We start from the raw sequence: 16221 nt of genomic DNA, 5'->3' as shown, positions 1-16221 counted from the left end.
ATGACTAATGACTATTAACTAAAATCGCGTAGCATCTTTTTCAGTTCGAGATTATGCATCTCTTCTTGCCCAATCATACCGCGAGCGAATTCTTCAAGATAAATGCTGGCATTAGTAACAGTATCGAGCAGATTTTTATACAGATCCAATGCCTTTTTTTCGTGGGATAAGCTTTCTTCCAAGATATCCTTGACTTTATGCTGGTAGGTTTCTTCCATTGGGGCAATTTTCAGGGAGGGATGCCCATCTAACCCGGTGAGAATTTCTCCCACTTGTTCGGCATGAAGTAAAGATTCACTTGCCTGTGCTTTGAAAAAGGCCACAATTGGAATACGGTTAGGGCCAGTCACCATCAAAGAATAATGTGTATAACGCACTACCCCTGCTAGTTCAAATTCCATGATGGCGTTCAGCAGGTCAATGGTCTTTTTATGGTCAAGTTCTTGCATCAGTTGTTAGTTCAAGTAACGAATTTTAATGAGTTAGGAGTTAGGAGTTGGTAGTTAGGAGTTAGGAGTGAGGAGTTGGTAGTTAGGAGTTAGTAGATCGGGATTCATAACTCCTAGCTCTTAACTTATAATTCATAACTCCTAACTCTTAACTCTTAACTCCTAACTCCTAACTCCTAACTCCTAACTATTTTAAACTCCTTATCATATACTTCCCATTAAAACAATGTGTTATCGCTGTGCTTGGGTATTAGATTTGTCAGCCACTTTTTGAGAGTTTTCCTCAATGGTTTTCACTAGCTTGGTAACATCACTAGGAGTTTTGACTGCTTTTGCTGGTGGGATGGCAGAAGGCCAAACTTTTATCAGTTCAGCGAAACTAGTATCGATCGCTTTGTGTGCTTCGGGATCTGCTTGAGCTACTTGACTAGAAATTCCTTTGTATAAATCATTGGCGTAAACCACAAAACCACGGGAGTCTTGATACTCAATTGGCGCGGTTATTTTACCATCTGCGATCGCAGCGCCATATTCGGAGTTGGCTGAATCTAGCAATTCGTTAATTACCTGTAGCACAAATCCTGGTTTTGAGCGTTGATCTGCTGGCAAAGCTGCGATCGCTCCATCAACTGCTTCTACCGAAGAAGTAAAATTAGTTTTAACCTTGCTATCCTTCGGGCTAGATTTCACTAAATCTTGCAAACCTACCAATGTTGTCTTAAATTCTTTGACTTTGCGCTCATTAAGTTGATCTTCTACATCAACGTAAATTTCTTCAACTGGATGTCCAATATGAGGTTCTGCCTGTTTCGGCTGATTCTTATCCAGCAGTTCTTGTGCTACCAAAAGATGCCCTTTCATTAAGCCTAATTTAGACATATAGTCAACATCTTTTGCTTCGCCCGTGAGTGCCACTTCTTGAACACCAACCTGGTCTTTAATTTGGTCGAACTGCTCTTGAGTAATTACTTTTTTAGTAACTAAATCTTCTGGGCTACCATAAGGACGACTTGCCTGGATTTTGTTCGATAAAGCCGGAACACCTAGTTTTGCTTCAAATTTATCTAATTCTGACAATATAGCAGTGTTAATGTTAATTTTTTCTTTGCCACCGTGACCACTGTGACTGTTACTACTTACTGCCTCTGTAGCTGGAGGGCTAGCAACTGGTGCTGATGGATTTTCTGCGGTTGGTGTACCACTACAGGAACTCAAGGTAACTATTAAGGCTGCTGCTGCTGTTAAACAGATATAACGAACTTTTATCATCTTTGCTCCTCGCACAACTAAAAAAGGTATTAATTGAAACATTTCAAACTACTACTAGAAGCTAGTTTGTTTGACACATTGTCATAGATTTTACTGTCTCATGTAATGAGATTTTTTATCAACTATTTACCTAAAACTTTAATAAATTAATTAGGAATTACTAATAATATTGTCAGGACTTATTAACAGAATTTTGAGAGCTACTCTGGGCAAGTACTTCAAATTGACCCATGCAACCGTTTTCTGCGATCGCATCCTGATGGGGATGGAACATATACTTACCTGGGTAGCGAAAAGCAAATTCCAAGATGTGCCTTTCTGCGACACCCATCGTAATCACATCAGTTTTCTCGCTAGGAGTCATACTCATGCCATTGCGATAGACATCAAAAAAGTTGGCATGGAGATGAAACGTCACCGCCGGATCGTATTCAATGATGTTGAGAACATACAGCCGAATCAACTGATCTTTGTAAATGCGAATCGGGTTATGCATGTAATAGTGGGGCAGACCGTTGAAGGCGTAATAATCATTATGGCTATCATCATTCACGTCATATCCACCCATCACCAGTACGATTTCATCAGCCGGCGGACGGGGAGTAGGTGGATCGATGATGAACATGCCGTACAGTCCCTTGGCAATGTGGCGGGTGACTGGTTCAATATGGCAGTGGTATAAGTGAACGCCATAAGGTTCAGCATCAAATTCATAAATTGTGGCACTACCATTGCTGATTGGGCGAACACCATCCATTTCCGCCGGATGAACGCCATGAAAATGTAAAGAGTGAGAATGTCCCGCCTTGTTGAGAAATAGTACCCGGATGCGATCGCCCTGTTTTGCCCGTAGCGTTGGCCCTGGTATGCGACCGTTTAAATCCCAGATGTTGTAAGAGACAGCACTATTGAGTTTTATTATGGAAGTACCCGCAGTTAACTGAAATTCCCGGATAGTCCGCCCATTTTCTTGCTTTACCGTCCCATAGTCAAAATCCCTTAACATCTTCATCGGGTTAGTAACGTCGTCTGGTGCTGACCTATTGAATGGTGGCACTTTGACCATTGACTTACTTTGTAGATTTAGCATCTGCCAAAGTCCAGCTGCACCAGTCACTCCAGCACCTGCTAGTCCCAGCTGCAATAATTGACGGCGGCTCCAAGGTTTTCCGTTACCTAGAGCGAAGTTGTTGGGCATGACATTTTGTTACGGTTAGCGCCAAAAAAGAATTGCAAAAGATTTTCAATTGCTTTTAAATATTAGAGGAATTAATAATTATTGTCAATAATTTTATAGCGCCTCAAAACAGCTAGTTAAGTTGCTAAATCTAGAGAAAGCTAGAATCAGTCCCTGAAAAGTATAGCCAATTTTTTTTAATTTTAACAGTATTTATACGTTTGCTTTATGTATAAATCATATTTAAAGAAAACTAACTGTTTCATGCCTATTCCTGATATGCTTATTGCTTCAGCAGTATTTTAAGTACAAACAATGAGTATAATTGCACCTTTAATATAATAACTGTTGCTAATCTGTGGCGTATTTAATTGGCTTAGAGATAACATAAATTGCATTTCAAGGAATTTTGGATGCTTGGCAACATGACCAATTTTAAATTTTAACTAGTTCCGTGGGTTTAAGTCCCCATTACAAAACTTAATTACGAATTACGTTAGCGACGCGCAAAGCGATAGCGCAGCGTTAGCGAGGAACGAGCGTCGGAACGAGCGTCATTACGAATTACGAATTATTTAATCTGTTACCTTCGTGTTATCAGCTTTGAAAATGCCGTCATTCAAATCCATGTGTCATTCTTTTGTTATTTGTATGGACTTTATGTGGAGATTTATGCTTCATGATGAGCCGATCTTCAAAGGATAGTATAGTATTCACTAAAGCCCAATTACTCAATACATTTGATACACACTTGTCAAAGACAAAGTTGATCGTATATCTTTTTGCAATCAAGCAGCATAATTCCCTTTGATTGATGAATTACCCAAATTTATTATAGGAGTTCAAAAATGACTACTTTTTCTCATATTTCAGTATTTCAGAAGACCGCAGGTATTACTTTATCCAAGCCGATGCAGGTAACACTCTATATGCTGCTATCTTCTTTAGTTATCTGGACTGTGTTGTTCTCTACCTATCCTGCGGCTCATAACACAGCACACTCAGCGCGTCACCACACATTAGGCGTTCCATGTCACTAAATTATCATAATCCCAAGATTTTTTAGGTGCATGAAGCTTTGCTAGGTAACATAACAAAGTTATGACGCTAAAATAGCGCGGATTTCATGCCAGTGTTTTTGCTTGGATATAACTTTTAGGTTTTGTAGAGATGGTTTCTTTGACATCTCTACATCACCTGAACTTTATTTAAGATGATGTCTGATTTATGACTAATTCTTTGACTGGAATTATTTTACTTAGTAATAATCTGAAGTAATTCTCATCCACTGTTATTAAGGTTTAAGTTGCAAAAAGTGCATTAGTTTCACCTTTACCGTAAGTTTTTATGAAAAAATATCGATTTTTTGGAGTTATCAGCGCTGTTTGCGTCACTTTATCAGTTCTTTTTTCCTTTGTGGGAAGTTCCCAAATTCCTACATCTAGAGTGCTACTCTCCACCAATCCACCTTTAGAACGTATTCTCCCCTTTGAAGCAGAGGCAGAAAAACCACAATCTCCCGTTACCCTGACGTTACAAGCTGTTGATGCTGCGGGTAAATCGTTAGAAAATACCAAAATTAGCTTACAAATTCTGACGCCTAATCGGAATCCTTGGTTAACAACAGATTTCCCCATTGTTGAGGGAACAAAATTGCTGCAAATGGATGCCGCTGCACCTGATGGTAAGCTAGAAATTCAGCAGATGTTACCCATCCGTGGTAATTATCAATTGCGGGTGAATGTGTCACCTTTGGTAGCAAATGCTTTTGCTCCATATCAGCAAACTTTAAATCTGAATGTCCGGGAAAATCCAATTAAATATAAATATTTTGTTGTTATTGCAGCTATTTTACTATCACTTGGATTATTGGGTGGTTGGGTTATTGGCGGACAAGAAGAACTACAACAAGGAGAAATTGCACCACAGTCAGTCCGCCTTTTATTAAGTGCATTAACAGTGGTGGCTATAGTAACCCTATTAGTTATCAACATTAGTGCAGAAGTTGCCGAAGCTCATGGCAGCGAACACCACTCAACTAGTACCGAAGCTATCGCACCATCATCTCAAAAATCTCAGGGATTGGAAATTAACCTTGAGGGAGATAAAAACGCAACTGTAGGAAAACTTGCGAATTTAGCGCTACAAGTGAAAGATAGCGCAACCGCACAACCTATCAGGGATGTAGCGTTGCAGGTGAAAGCGATCGCCACAGAACATAATTTAACAGTCTTTGACTACAAAGGTATTCCCGACGAACAAGGGAAGTTAACATGGCTAGAACAATTTTTTGATGGTTCACCCCACAAAATCGAGGTGGAAGCAACTCCTCTACCAGGATCTAGCCGTCAATTTGCACCAATGAAGGTAGCACAAGAAGTTGAAGTTGAAGCGATCGCACCACCAATTTATATCCGATTGATTGGTTTATTCTACTTTACAGCCTTTGTCGGCATTGGTATGGCGATTGGATTGTTAATACAGCACCGACGAACACCACAAGCAGGGGGAAATTAGTAATACAGCAGATTTCAAGTTGGTGAGGTACACAAGCTAAGTCTGTTATCCAGGTATAAAGCGTGTTTTACTCCTGAATTCTGTATTCTCAATTCTGAATTCTGCTGTATCAGTCTTTTAGTGAGAATTGCAGCCAATATAACAATATGCATTAAGTAATATCATGTCCGCATAATTAGTTATACTAACCACAGTCATTATATCAAGTTCGGATAATTACCCATAATAAAATAACCCCACCCCCAACCCCTCCCGAAGAGCGGGGAGGGGAGACAAAGCGACGATTGTCGGGGTGGGGTTCTTCGGGTTTAATAAGCAATCAAGCGGACATGATATAAATGGGTAAGAAGAAATCAAACTACATTACGCAATGTCAAATAAATTGGATTGGCTTGTAGTAAGCGGCTTTGTCCCTTACTACAAACTCCCTTAATTGCTATATTATTTTTAATTAAAAGCTGATCTATATGATTGCAACGGTTTTGGAATTGATTAATTCTAAACATCTAAACAACTGCTTTATAAACTCTGTTACTTGACTTCATGAAACCTCAATCTACGGTATAGTTAAATATCTATGATAAACAGACAATCATTAATTGCGAAATATTTTCCTCCTATTGGGCTACGATTTTTAATTATTATTTTGTTAATATTAGGGATATTTTTTCGCTTCGCCTATCTAGATCGAAAAGTCTACTGGCATGATGAAGCTTATACCTCATTAAGAATTTCTGGTTACACTAAGACAGAATTTGTTCAGCAAGTGTTTAATGGGCGTGTGTTTGCTGTTGGAGATATACAAAAATATCAACAGCCTAATTCTGAAAAAGGTTTAATCAATACAATCAACTCTTTGGCGGTGGAAGATGCCCAGCATCCTCCACTTTATTACGTGATGCTTAGATTATGGATGCAGTTTTTTGGCAATTCAGTAGCGACTACGAGAAGCTTGTCAGCCATAATTAGCTTAATAGCCTTTCCTTGCATTTATTGGCTGTGCTTAGAATTATTTCAGTCACCCATAACAGCATGGATAAGCGTAGCTTTTCTAACAGTCTCGCCCTTCAATGTGCTGTACGCCCAAGAGGCAAGGGAGTTGAGTTTGTGGATGGTGACTACTTTGCTAGGGAGTGCTGTACTGCTGCGAGCAATAAGACTGGGTAGCAAGCACCTTTGGGGGATTTATGCAGTAACAGTGGCACTAGGATTGTACACCTTTTTGTTTTCTGCGTTGGTAGCGATCGCCCACGCTATTTATGTATTTGCCATTGAAAGCTTTCGATTCACCAAAACGGTTAAAGCTTATCTAATAGCAACTAGTGTCGGGTTTTTAGCTTTCGTTCCTTGGATTTTAACTGTTATTAATAGCTTGTCTGAAATTCACCGCACAACAACCAGCGCTCAAGCCAGGCAATCTGTGTCAGCTTTGGTTTCTGGTTGGATTAGCAATATTAGCTATTTATTTGCTGATTTTTGGCGCTACGAACCATTTTTTCCAGATTTGAATTTGCCAGTTTTGCGCTGGGGTCGATTTTTAATTCCCTTACTACTAATCTTGGTAATATACTCATTCTTATTTCTTTATCGTCAAGCAGGAACACGAGTTTGGTTATTTGTTTTTATCTTAAGTGGAGTACCTGCTTTAGCTCTCATATTGCCTGATTTGATTATTGGAGGTAAGGTCAGCCTGCGAGCTAGATATGTCATTCCGTCTTATGTAGGCGTTCAGCTAGCTGTTGCTTACTTGCTGGCGGGTCAAATTATTTCTTCTAAGTTAATAGCCCGCAAATTTTGGCAATTAGTAATGGTAGTAGTAATTTCCAGTGGAGTTGTATCTTGTGCCGTCAGTTCTCAAGCCGAGACATGGTGGAATAAAAGCAGCCATGCCAATCCTCAAATAGCTCGCATCATCAATAAAGCTAATAAGCCACTATTAATTAGTAGTAATTATTCTCTAAATATTGGGGATATAATGTCTCTAATTAATCTGTTAGATACTCAAGTGCAGATGCAATTGGTAATTGAACCAAGTATGCCAAATATTCCTGACAGTTTCAGTGAGGTATTTTTTTATAATCCTTCTAAAGAATTGAGATATGAGCTTGAGAATAAATACAAACTAGTCGAGGTTTTCCAGTATAGTAGGCTGTGGCGGCTAGAACAGAAAAGCAGCTAAATTTTATATGACTGAGATTCTTCTGAGCTTGGTGTATTTATTAAGTAGAATTTTATTATTTCCAAGAGCATAAAATTAAGATTTACTCAGAAGTTAAGAAAGTAATGCTGACAAAAATTACTGTTGAAAAAATTCTTGACCGTGCCTTGATGGGATACGACTTATCCCTCGAAGAGGGAGTGGTGTTGTTACAACAAACTGACCCGGAGGCGATCGCAGCTATACGTGCTACATCCGATACACTCCGCCACACTCAAGCAGGCGATACGGTTACTTATGTAATTAATCGTAATATCAACTTTACTAATATTTGTGAGCAGCACTGTAGTTTTTGTGCTTTCCGTCGAGATGATGGTGATGTTGGTGCATACTGGTTAGATTCGGCGCAAATTTTGGAAAAAGCGACAGATGCAGTGCAACGGGGTGCGACGGAAATCTGTATGCAGGGCGGATTAAATCCACAAGCACAGATAAATGGTAAATCTTTGCCCTATTATCTCAAGGTTGTAGAAACCATCAAACAGGAATTTCCCCAGATACATTTACATGCTTTTTCTCCCCAAGAAGTGGAATTTATCGCCAGACTTGACGGACTTGGGTATGCTGATGTCATTGCTGCTTTGCGCGATGCTGGTGTTGGCTCAATGCCGGGAACAGCAGCTGAAGTGTTAGACGATGAAGTAAGGCGGATATTGTGTCCAGAGAAGATTAACACAGCCACTTGGCTAGAAATTGTCAGCACCGCTCACAAATTAGGCTTGCATACCACCAGCACCATGTTATCTGGACATATTGAAACCCACGAACAGCAAATCGGGCATTTAGAAAAATTGCGATCGCTCCAAAAAACCGCCATTAATCAGGGATATCCAGCAAGGATCACAGAGTTTATTTTATTACCCTTCGTTGGGCAAGAAGCGCCCAAACCCTTACGTCGCCGTGTCGGACGCGATCAACCAGTTTTGAGTGATGCACTGCTGCTAGGCGCTGTGGCGCGGATTTACTTAGGTAATTGGATTCCTAACCATCAGCAGAGTTGGGTAAAACTGGGGCTTGCAGGTGCAACGGAAGCCTTAGTTTGGGGTTGTAACGATATCGGTGGCACATTGATGGAGGAGCATATTACCACAATGGCAGGTGCTTTGGGTGGTACGTGTATGGAAGTGGAAACCTTGGAAGGTGCGATCGCTTCTTTAGGAAGACCTTACCAACAACGCAATACTTTTTATCAAAAAGTCATTAGTCATTAGTCATTAGTCATTGGGCATTGGGCATTGGGCATTGGGCATTGATTATTCGCCTTGTCTCCCTCATCTCCCTCATCTCCCTCATCCTCCCCTGCTCCCCCACTCCCCACTCCCCACTCCCCACTCCCCATTCCCCAAGTTACCAATCCAAGATACGATGGACGTTGATTTACGTATTCTTTTACTTAATGCATATGAAGCGCTATTGGTCGCGTTTGCTTGCGCTGGTTTTGGTTGTATCTATCGGCTTAATGGGCTGTTCTGGCAGTCCAGATAGTTTGACTGGGGATTATCGCCAAGACACCTTAGCTGTGGTCAATGTTATGAGACAAGCTCTGGATATATCACAAGATTCACCAGAAAAAGCAGCAGTTCAAGCAGAAGCACGTCAAAAAATTAATGACTTTTCAGCTCGCTATCAGCGAGTTAACTCTGTTTCTGGTCTTGGCTCCTTTACAACCATGCGAACAGCCCTCAACTCCCTGGCTGGACACTACAGTTCTTACCCAAATCGTGCCGTACCCGAAAAACTCAAAAATCGTTTAGAGAAGGAGTTACAGCAGGTAGAAGTAGCACTGAAGCGTGGCGGTTAATTCTTAACTATTGCCTACTCCATCATCAAGAGTCGATACTTTTGACTCTTGATTATTTTATCAACTTGATATAAATCAGAGTTTTAAATTTTCAACTAAACTGATTGACACTTTTCTAGCTAAAAGTCTGCTCAAAGTTCAACTTAGGGACTTCCAAATTAAAAAACATCCAAAAATCTTATACAACAATCCTCTCTCATCTTCCTTTCTTTGCGCTCTCTGCGCCTCTGTGGTTCGTCTTCTTAGATAATTTATTTTTTAGAAATCCCTTACTTCGTCTCCATCCAATTTTCACCCACACGCGCATCCACCAGCAACGGCACACTCAACTGGACTGCGTTTTCCATCACCGACTTAATTTGTGGTTGTAATTCTTCCCATTCATGAGGGGGAATTTCAAACACTAATTCATCGTGAACTTGCAACAACAAACGCGCCTGATAGTTCTTCAAAACCTCATGCAATCTCACCATTGCAATTTTGATAATATCAGCATTGGAACCTTGAATTGGTGCATTAGCAGCAGAGCGTAGTAAACCTGCATCATAAGCACCCAAATTTTTCAATTTACTCAGATCAATATCTTCTGGGTTGCTGCCTTTTAATTTGCGTAAACTGTTATTAGTAAAGTCAAAATAACGACGGCGACCGAAAATAGTTTCTACATAACCAAGAGCGATCGCTTCTTTTTTCACTCGCTCCAAATATGCAAATACTTTCGGATACCGTTCATTAAACCGCTTAATGAACTCATTGGCAACGGTCTTATCTATCCCAGTTGAGCGCGAAAACCTTAGAGAACCCATTCCATAAATCACGCCAAAATTGATAGTTTTTGCTATCCCTCGTTCTTCTGAGGTTATATTTTCTTTTTCAAACACTAACCGCGCCGTAACAGTGTGAACATCTTCATTTTGCTGATATGCTTGTACTAATATCGGCTCTTGACTCAAATGAGCCAAAATCCGCAATTCAATTTGTGAGTAATCAGCAGCCACCATTAACCAACCCGATTCTGGCAAAAACGCCTTCCGAATTTGGCGACTAAAAGCTGTACGAATGGGGATATTTTGCAAATTCGGATTAGAAGAAGATAACCTACCAGTTGATGTTGCTGCTTGATTAAAATCAGTATGCACTCGCTGTGTCTCTGGACGCACCAATGCAGGTAATGCATCAACATAAGTAGACTTTAATTTAGATAGAGTACGATACTCAATTATCGCCTCAACAAATCCAGTGTTATCATCTTCTTGAAGTCTTTCCAGCGTTGCTGCATCTGTAGAGAAGCCCGTTTGAATTTTACGAGAATGTCTAGTGCTTAACCCCAACTTTTCAAACAAAATTTGGCTCAATTGCTTCGGAGAACCCAAGTTAAAATTTTCCCCAGCTATTTCAGTTGCTTCCTCTTTCAACCTGGCTAACTCAGTTTCTAAATGCTGCGAAAGTTCTTGTAAATAAGCCGAATTAATACGGACACCCGTGTATTCCATTTCGGCTAAAACCGCTTCTAGTGGCTGTTCCACTTCCACTAATAGCTTAGACAAAGTTGGAATTTTATCCAGTTCTTCACGCAATTTCGGCACTAAGCCAAAGGTAGAATAAGCATCCATACCGCAGTAATCTGCTACGGCAGGAATATCTATATCAGCGATGGTTTTGCCTTTAGGAACTAAATCCAAATAACTTTTTGCTATCAATCCCAAATATCGCTGCGACAAATCCATCAAATTATGACTTGAATCGGGATTTAGAATGTAACTTGCCAGCATGGGATCAAACACTACTCCCGCCAAATTAATTCCTTGACACTTTAGAACTAAGCGGTCAAATTTGGCATTTTGCAGAGCTTTGGGATAATCAGCACTTTCGAGAATTGGGCGTAAAGTTTCTAGCACCAAATCTTTATGCAAATTTTCCCCAGTTTTGTGCCCCACAGGAATATAAGCTACTTCATCTGGTTCCGTTCCCCAACAGCAACCAATTCCTACTAACTCAGCATCTCTTGGTTCTAAATCGGTGGTTTCAGTGTCCCAAGCAACGGGAGTTTCTGGGTTAGTGAATTTTTGCAAAAGTTTCACCAACTCAGTTAATTTTGCTTCAGTGTTGATGATGCGTGGTGTAATTGGGGAAGTAGATTGTTGTGTAACTGCGGCTGTATCACTAGCACTGAAAAACCACAAATCATTATCTTCATCATCCCTTAATTCTGAGTTAGTATTGGGATTGATTGCCTCTGTTTTGGCTTCTTGTTTGTCTTGAAATTTGCCACCAAAACGTTGCTGTAAGTCGTTGATTTTGCCTAAAAAAGACTTGAATTCTAATTTTTCTAAAATTGGTGATAAGACGTTTGTATCAAACCCTTTTAACTTGCAATTTTCTAAATCAAATTCTATAGCAACATCTAAAACTATGGTTGCCAAATAGCGAGACTTTTCAGCATCTTCTTTACCCGTTGCCAGTTTTTTCTGAGTTGCGCCTTTAATTTCATCTAAGGCAGCATAAATATTATCAAGTGAACCATAAGTATTTAACAGCTGCACTGCTGTCTTTTCGCCAATTCCCTTGACACCAGGAATATTATCTGATTTATCACCACAAAGAGCTTTAAAATCGACAATTTGTGAAGGTAAAACGCCCATCTTCTCTTTGACTTGTTCTGCTTCAAATTCCGTGATGCTATTTGTAGAGCGTTTTAGGGCATCTGGACTAAAATTCAGAACAGTGATTTCTTTGTCAGAGTCGATCAATTGAAATAAATCGCGATCGCCAGTGAGAATCTTCACCCTATACCCAGCAGCAGTTACTTGCTGTGCTAAGGTTCCCAAAACATCATCTGCCTCGTAACCAGGGGCAGTGAAAATTGGTAGATTGAAGCCATTGAGCAACTCATGCAGGTTTGCTAAGTCGGGAATGAAGTCTTCTGGCGTTTCTTTGCGATCAGCTTTATAAGTATCGTCAGCTTCGTGGCGAAAAGTGGCCTCACCCAAATCAAAAGCGATCGCCATTGCTTGGGGCTGTTGTGTTGCCATTACCTCCAGCAGGCACTTAACAAAACCAAAACATATACTGGTAGGAATCCCCGTTTTGGTACGCAGTCCTCCATCTCGCCCTTTGGCGAAAGCAAAGTATGAACGATAAGCCAGGGAGTGTCCATCTACGAGGATGAACGTGGGGCGTGTTGCAGTTACAGAAGTGATTTCAGACATAGCCCTATTTTAGCCAGAAGCTTTGTCACATAGTTAGCAATTTCAGATGCTAATGCAGTTTGGCTTTGGCGATAATAGCGCAGTTTTTACGTAGCAATTCTTCACAAGTATAATTATAAACTACATAACGTCTACGCATTTGCAGCTTTAGTACGGAAGCCGAGTAGAACCAACTTTTGGCAGGCATAAGTACGTCAGTAGAAAGAAACATTCGCCACATAATTACCCTTATATAAAGCCTACAAAGCTTCTTCACCTTAACAAAACTTTATATAAACCCACACAAAGGTATATTTATCGAAGAATTTGAACATGGAAAATTTACACTAGTTTACGTGTATTTATCCAGCCTATAACCCAAATTTCAGAGTTAAAAATAAGTTAGCAATCCTGTAATAATTCGTTTCAGAAAAGCATCTTCCATCATGACAACAAAACTATTCAACACTCTAGCTGCTGCCGCAACTTTGGCAGGAATTGTTGCAACTTCTGGAGTAGCTAATGCAGCTTCTCTCTCGTACACTAGTTCCACTAATTACGAGTTTACAGATATCATTGATGCACCTTTGAGCATTCAAAAATTTAACTCATCTCTCGGCACACTCCAAGGTGTAAAGATAGAATTTACTGGTGACATACTTGGTAATGCAGGTTTTGAAAATAGAAGTCCAACCCAAAGTAAAGCCACAGTAAATCTTGGCAGTCAATTGAGCTTACAACTAAATAATCAGTTATTATTGGGACTGAATCCACAATATACTTCCAGTTACCAAGTTGCCAGATACGATAACATCACTGATTATGGTGGCACATCTGGAAAGACTCTTTCTAACTTAACTGCCACACAATCTGGTATCCAGACTTTCACTGATACGCAATTATTGCAGTCTTTAATTGGTAATGGCAATATAGACTTTTTGTTCTCAGCTATAGCCGACTCACTAGTTACAGGATCGGGCAATATGAGATCCTATATTGATACTTATGCCAAAGCAAGTATCACAGTAACTTATGACTATGAAGAGGCTAAATCAGTACCTGAACCCTCCACCACACTTGGAGTTGGTTTAATTGCTGGGCTTTGTCTGTTGTCACAACGCAAAAAAAGCTGGCTCAAGGTGTCCAATTCATAAACTTTATTGAAGAGGTAGGTTTTTTCCATACTATCTATCAGTGAGACTATCTAATCTAATTTAAATGAAAATCCCCGATTTTTTCGAGAATCGGGTTTTTTTGTTGCGACTATTAGCCAAAGTTTTTAACAATTTAATTGTGTTATTCCATTTTCAAAAATCCATGCAACATAATGAATCGGGTGTAGAAGCGTACAACTGTATGCCCCTAATCAAGCATCCTCACTGTAGGAAAATTGTGTTGACTAGAGAACCCAATTTTTTCTACTACTCACCACAGGCTGCTAGAGCCTGTTAACCTCTTACTGGAACTTAAAATCTAGGAAATTATGCAGAAAGCATCTGCCACACATTTGGCATTGACTGATAATCAGGCTGTTGCAAAAGACATTAAGCTATTAGTTTTGGATATAGATGGCACGATCGCCGGACACTCTAACACCATCAGCGAACCTGTAAAGCAAGCTATTGTTGCAGCGCAAGCACGAGGAATTCAAGTGGCGATCGCTACAGGTAGGATGTATCGTTCAGCCTTGCGCTTTCACCAAGATATCGGCTCTACCCTACCATTAATGGCCTATCAAGGAGCCTGGATTCAAGATCCGATCACCCGAAAAATTCATCGCCATTGGGCTGTTTCCAGGGAAATCGCCTACCAGTTACTCGATTATTTTGAACAGCCTGAGTTGCGATCGCTCCTATCTGTCCACTTCTACATCAATGATCAACTATACGTCCGTGAATTAACCAGAGAAACCAAAATTTATGCAGAACGTTCTGATATTACCCCGATTCCTGTGGGTGATTTGCGCCAAGCCTTAACGAATGAACCAACAAAAATTCTCGCTTTGTGTGATGACACTGATGTGATCGACAAGCTATTGGGAAATTTGCGCCGTCAGTACACACCTGCTGAACTTTATCTCACAACATCTGTTGCTACCTTCTTTGAAGCAACTAACGCCTCTGTGAATAAGGGAACTGCTGTGCGTTACCTAGCCGAAGAATTACTGGGATTACAGTTGGCCAACGTCATGGCGATTGGCGATAACTTCAATGATGTGGAAATGCTGGAGTATGTTGGACTTGGCGTAGCTATGGGCAACGCACCAGCAGGAGTGCAAGCGATCGCACAGTGGGTAGCTCCTAGCGTAGAGCAAGACGGAGCAGCAGTAGCAATTGAAAAGTTTTTGCTGTAATGAGGGCACTTTTTCAAACCCAACCCATATAAATCAGAAAGGACACCGACGACTGGCCGTGTTTCGTCTCGGTGTCCTAGCTGGTTCGCTCCTCACACACCTGTTAATGTAGCTGAGGTGATGCATTGAGTCAATAGATATATAAAAGTTTTTATTTTTGCCTAAGCAACATTACCGATTTATAACTCCAAGGGCGCAAAAACACCCAAGTTTTCCTCTAGCACAAATCTTAATACTGACCCAGTAGCCATAAGCAATCCGAGTCTGGCTTGGGCTAACTCTGGTGAGGTAGTTTTCACCTCACCCCAAATCCGGCAATTAGACCAAAACTTTTCAAAAGCTTGGCTCAAACTCAGCGCTACTTTTTTCCATTTCACAGAACCCTTAACATCAGCGCACTCTATGTTGTCTACCACTTGTATTAACTCACCAATTAGACGACGCTCATCTGGGTGATTTAGCCGCAGTGTTCCGTCACAATTAAGCCAAGGTAAAGGGTTAGGAGAGATAACACTCCAAAAAGCTGGACTAGTATTTGGAACTGGTTCTCTAAGTTTAATTAATCCCTCTCGATGAGCCAGAAGCACTAGCGAACAGCAGCGTGCATGGGCATATTGAACAGTAAACAAATTGGGCATTGGGCATTGGGCATTGGGCATTGGGCATTGGTTATTCGCCTTGTCTCCCTCATCCTCCCCTGCCTCCCCTGCTCCCTCATCTCCCCCACTCCCCTCTACGAGACTTTGTAACCAAGTCGCTAAGGTTGAGTGAGTTAATTCAAAATGTATCAAACCAGGGGGAACTATTTGGATGCTAAAAACGTCGCCACAAATCCCTGATATATCTGAGGCGATCGCACTGGCAAGCTCCATCGCTTTTCGATTCTGAGATTTTGATAGTCCCAGAGACACATTTGAGGTGTATAAAATTATATGATCATCTCTACCTTTATGTAGATGAATTTTTTCATTTTTTATGCACCTATTTTCCGCTTTATAAGTATTAATGCTTAGTGATTTTATTAAATAACTGTACACTAACTGTTTGATTGACGTATAGTTGCTAACTTGTAATTTATAATGCACGTAATATTATTTAAATCATCATGTAAGATATATTTGTTACTTTTCTGTCATCTATCTTGCGGTATAAATTTAATTTAGATAAAGAAAAATGAGAAGAGGATAAAATTTGATGAATAATCGATGAATAGTAAGTAAACTTTACTACCATCATTGTACAGTAGGAA

At 40.3% G+C, this 16221-nt stretch carries 13 protein-coding genes; 7 read left to right on the top strand and 6 right to left on the bottom strand.

Annotated features, from left to right (window positions below):
- Positions 1 to 14 precede the first annotated feature (14 nt).
- The 3 genes from LC586_RS24490 to LC586_RS24480 all read right to left on the bottom strand — a co-directional run bounded on the left by LC586_RS24490 (position 15) and on the right by LC586_RS24480 (position 2916).
- Positions 15 to 449: a ferritin-like domain-containing protein gene (locus LC586_RS24490; RefSeq protein ID WP_100901802.1), complete on the bottom strand. Its 435-nt coding sequence runs from the start codon at positions 447 to 449 to the stop codon at positions 15 to 17.
- A gap of 231 nt (positions 450 to 680) precedes the next feature.
- Positions 681 to 1718, bottom strand: coding sequence for a 4-helix bundle domain-containing protein (locus LC586_RS24485; protein WP_229487252.1), 1038 nt, complete (start codon positions 1716 to 1718; stop codon positions 681 to 683).
- 172 nt (positions 1719 to 1890) lie between these two features.
- Positions 1891 to 2916 (bottom strand): multicopper oxidase domain-containing protein, encoded by a 1026-nt coding sequence (locus LC586_RS24480; RefSeq protein ID WP_229487251.1) that lies wholly within the window; start codon positions 2914 to 2916, stop codon positions 1891 to 1893.
- Positions 2917 to 3743: 827 nt separating this feature from the next.
- Between LC586_RS24480 and LC586_RS24475 the strand changes: the two genes are divergently transcribed.
- From LC586_RS24475 to cofH, 4 genes are all read left to right on the top strand, one after another.
- Entirely contained in the window at positions 3744 to 3935 is a 192-nt protein-coding gene (locus tag LC586_RS24475; protein WP_229487250.1) for a CbtB domain-containing protein, read from the top strand.
- Positions 3936 to 4242: 307 nt separating this feature from the next.
- Positions 4243 to 5412, top strand: a complete 1170-nt coding sequence (locus tag LC586_RS24470; RefSeq protein WP_229487249.1) for a hypothetical protein — start codon at positions 4243 to 4245, stop codon at positions 5410 to 5412.
- A gap of 577 nt (positions 5413 to 5989) precedes the next feature.
- Entirely contained in the window at positions 5990 to 7591 is a 1602-nt protein-coding gene (locus LC586_RS24465) for a glycosyltransferase family 39 protein (protein ID WP_229487248.1), read from the top strand.
- Positions 7592 to 7695: 104 nt separating this feature from the next.
- Complete coding sequence (gene cofH, locus LC586_RS24460; protein WP_438822931.1) at positions 7696 to 8841, top strand: 7,8-didemethyl-8-hydroxy-5-deazariboflavin synthase subunit CofH; 1146 nt, start codon at positions 7696 to 7698, stop codon at positions 8839 to 8841.
- Here cofH and LC586_RS40810 read toward each other — a convergent pair.
- Positions 8838 to 8969: a hypothetical protein gene (locus LC586_RS40810; protein WP_267921723.1), complete on the bottom strand. Its 132-nt coding sequence runs from the start codon at positions 8967 to 8969 to the stop codon at positions 8838 to 8840. The two genes, cofH and LC586_RS40810, sit on opposite strands and share 4 nt — an antisense overlap.
- Before the next feature lie 57 nt (positions 8970 to 9026).
- Between LC586_RS40810 and psb27 the strand changes: the two genes are divergently transcribed.
- Positions 9027 to 9431, top strand: coding sequence for a photosystem II protein Psb27 (gene psb27 / locus LC586_RS24455; protein ID WP_229487247.1), 405 nt, complete (start codon positions 9027 to 9029; stop codon positions 9429 to 9431).
- Between the two features lie 269 nt (positions 9432 to 9700).
- Here the strand turns inward: psb27 and polA are convergent, their stop codons facing one another.
- Positions 9701 to 12640, bottom strand: coding sequence for a DNA polymerase I (gene polA / locus LC586_RS24450; RefSeq protein ID WP_229487246.1), 2940 nt, complete (start codon positions 12638 to 12640; stop codon positions 9701 to 9703).
- Between the two features lie 425 nt (positions 12641 to 13065).
- Here polA and LC586_RS24445 point away from each other — a divergent pair, with 425 nt between their 5' ends.
- Positions 13066 to 13773 carry a choice-of-anchor E domain-containing protein gene (locus LC586_RS24445; RefSeq protein WP_229487245.1) on the top strand — a complete coding sequence of 236 codons (708 nt, stop codon included), beginning with the start codon at positions 13066 to 13068 and terminating at the stop codon, positions 13771 to 13773.
- A gap of 329 nt (positions 13774 to 14102) precedes the next feature.
- Positions 14103 to 14972 carry a Cof-type HAD-IIB family hydrolase gene (locus tag LC586_RS24440; protein ID WP_229487244.1) on the top strand — a complete coding sequence of 290 codons (870 nt, stop codon included), beginning with the start codon at positions 14103 to 14105 and terminating at the stop codon, positions 14970 to 14972.
- Positions 14973 to 15151: 179 nt separating this feature from the next.
- On the opposite strand, the gene LC586_RS24435 is transcribed toward LC586_RS24440, so the two are convergent.
- The gene (locus tag LC586_RS24435) at positions 15152 to 15844 is read right to left on the bottom strand and encodes a DALR anticodon-binding domain-containing protein (RefSeq protein ID WP_306423288.1); all 693 of its coding nucleotides are present in this window, start codon (positions 15842 to 15844) and stop codon (positions 15152 to 15154) included.
- Positions 15845 to 16221 lie beyond the last annotated feature (377 nt).

It is taken from the genome of Nostoc favosum CHAB5714 (genome assembly GCF_020829495.1).
In the GTDB taxonomy this organism is placed as follows: domain Bacteria; phylum Cyanobacteriota; class Cyanobacteriia; order Cyanobacteriales; family Nostocaceae; genus Nostoc; species Nostoc favosum.
This window is presented reverse-complemented; position numbering and strand designations above follow the sequence as displayed.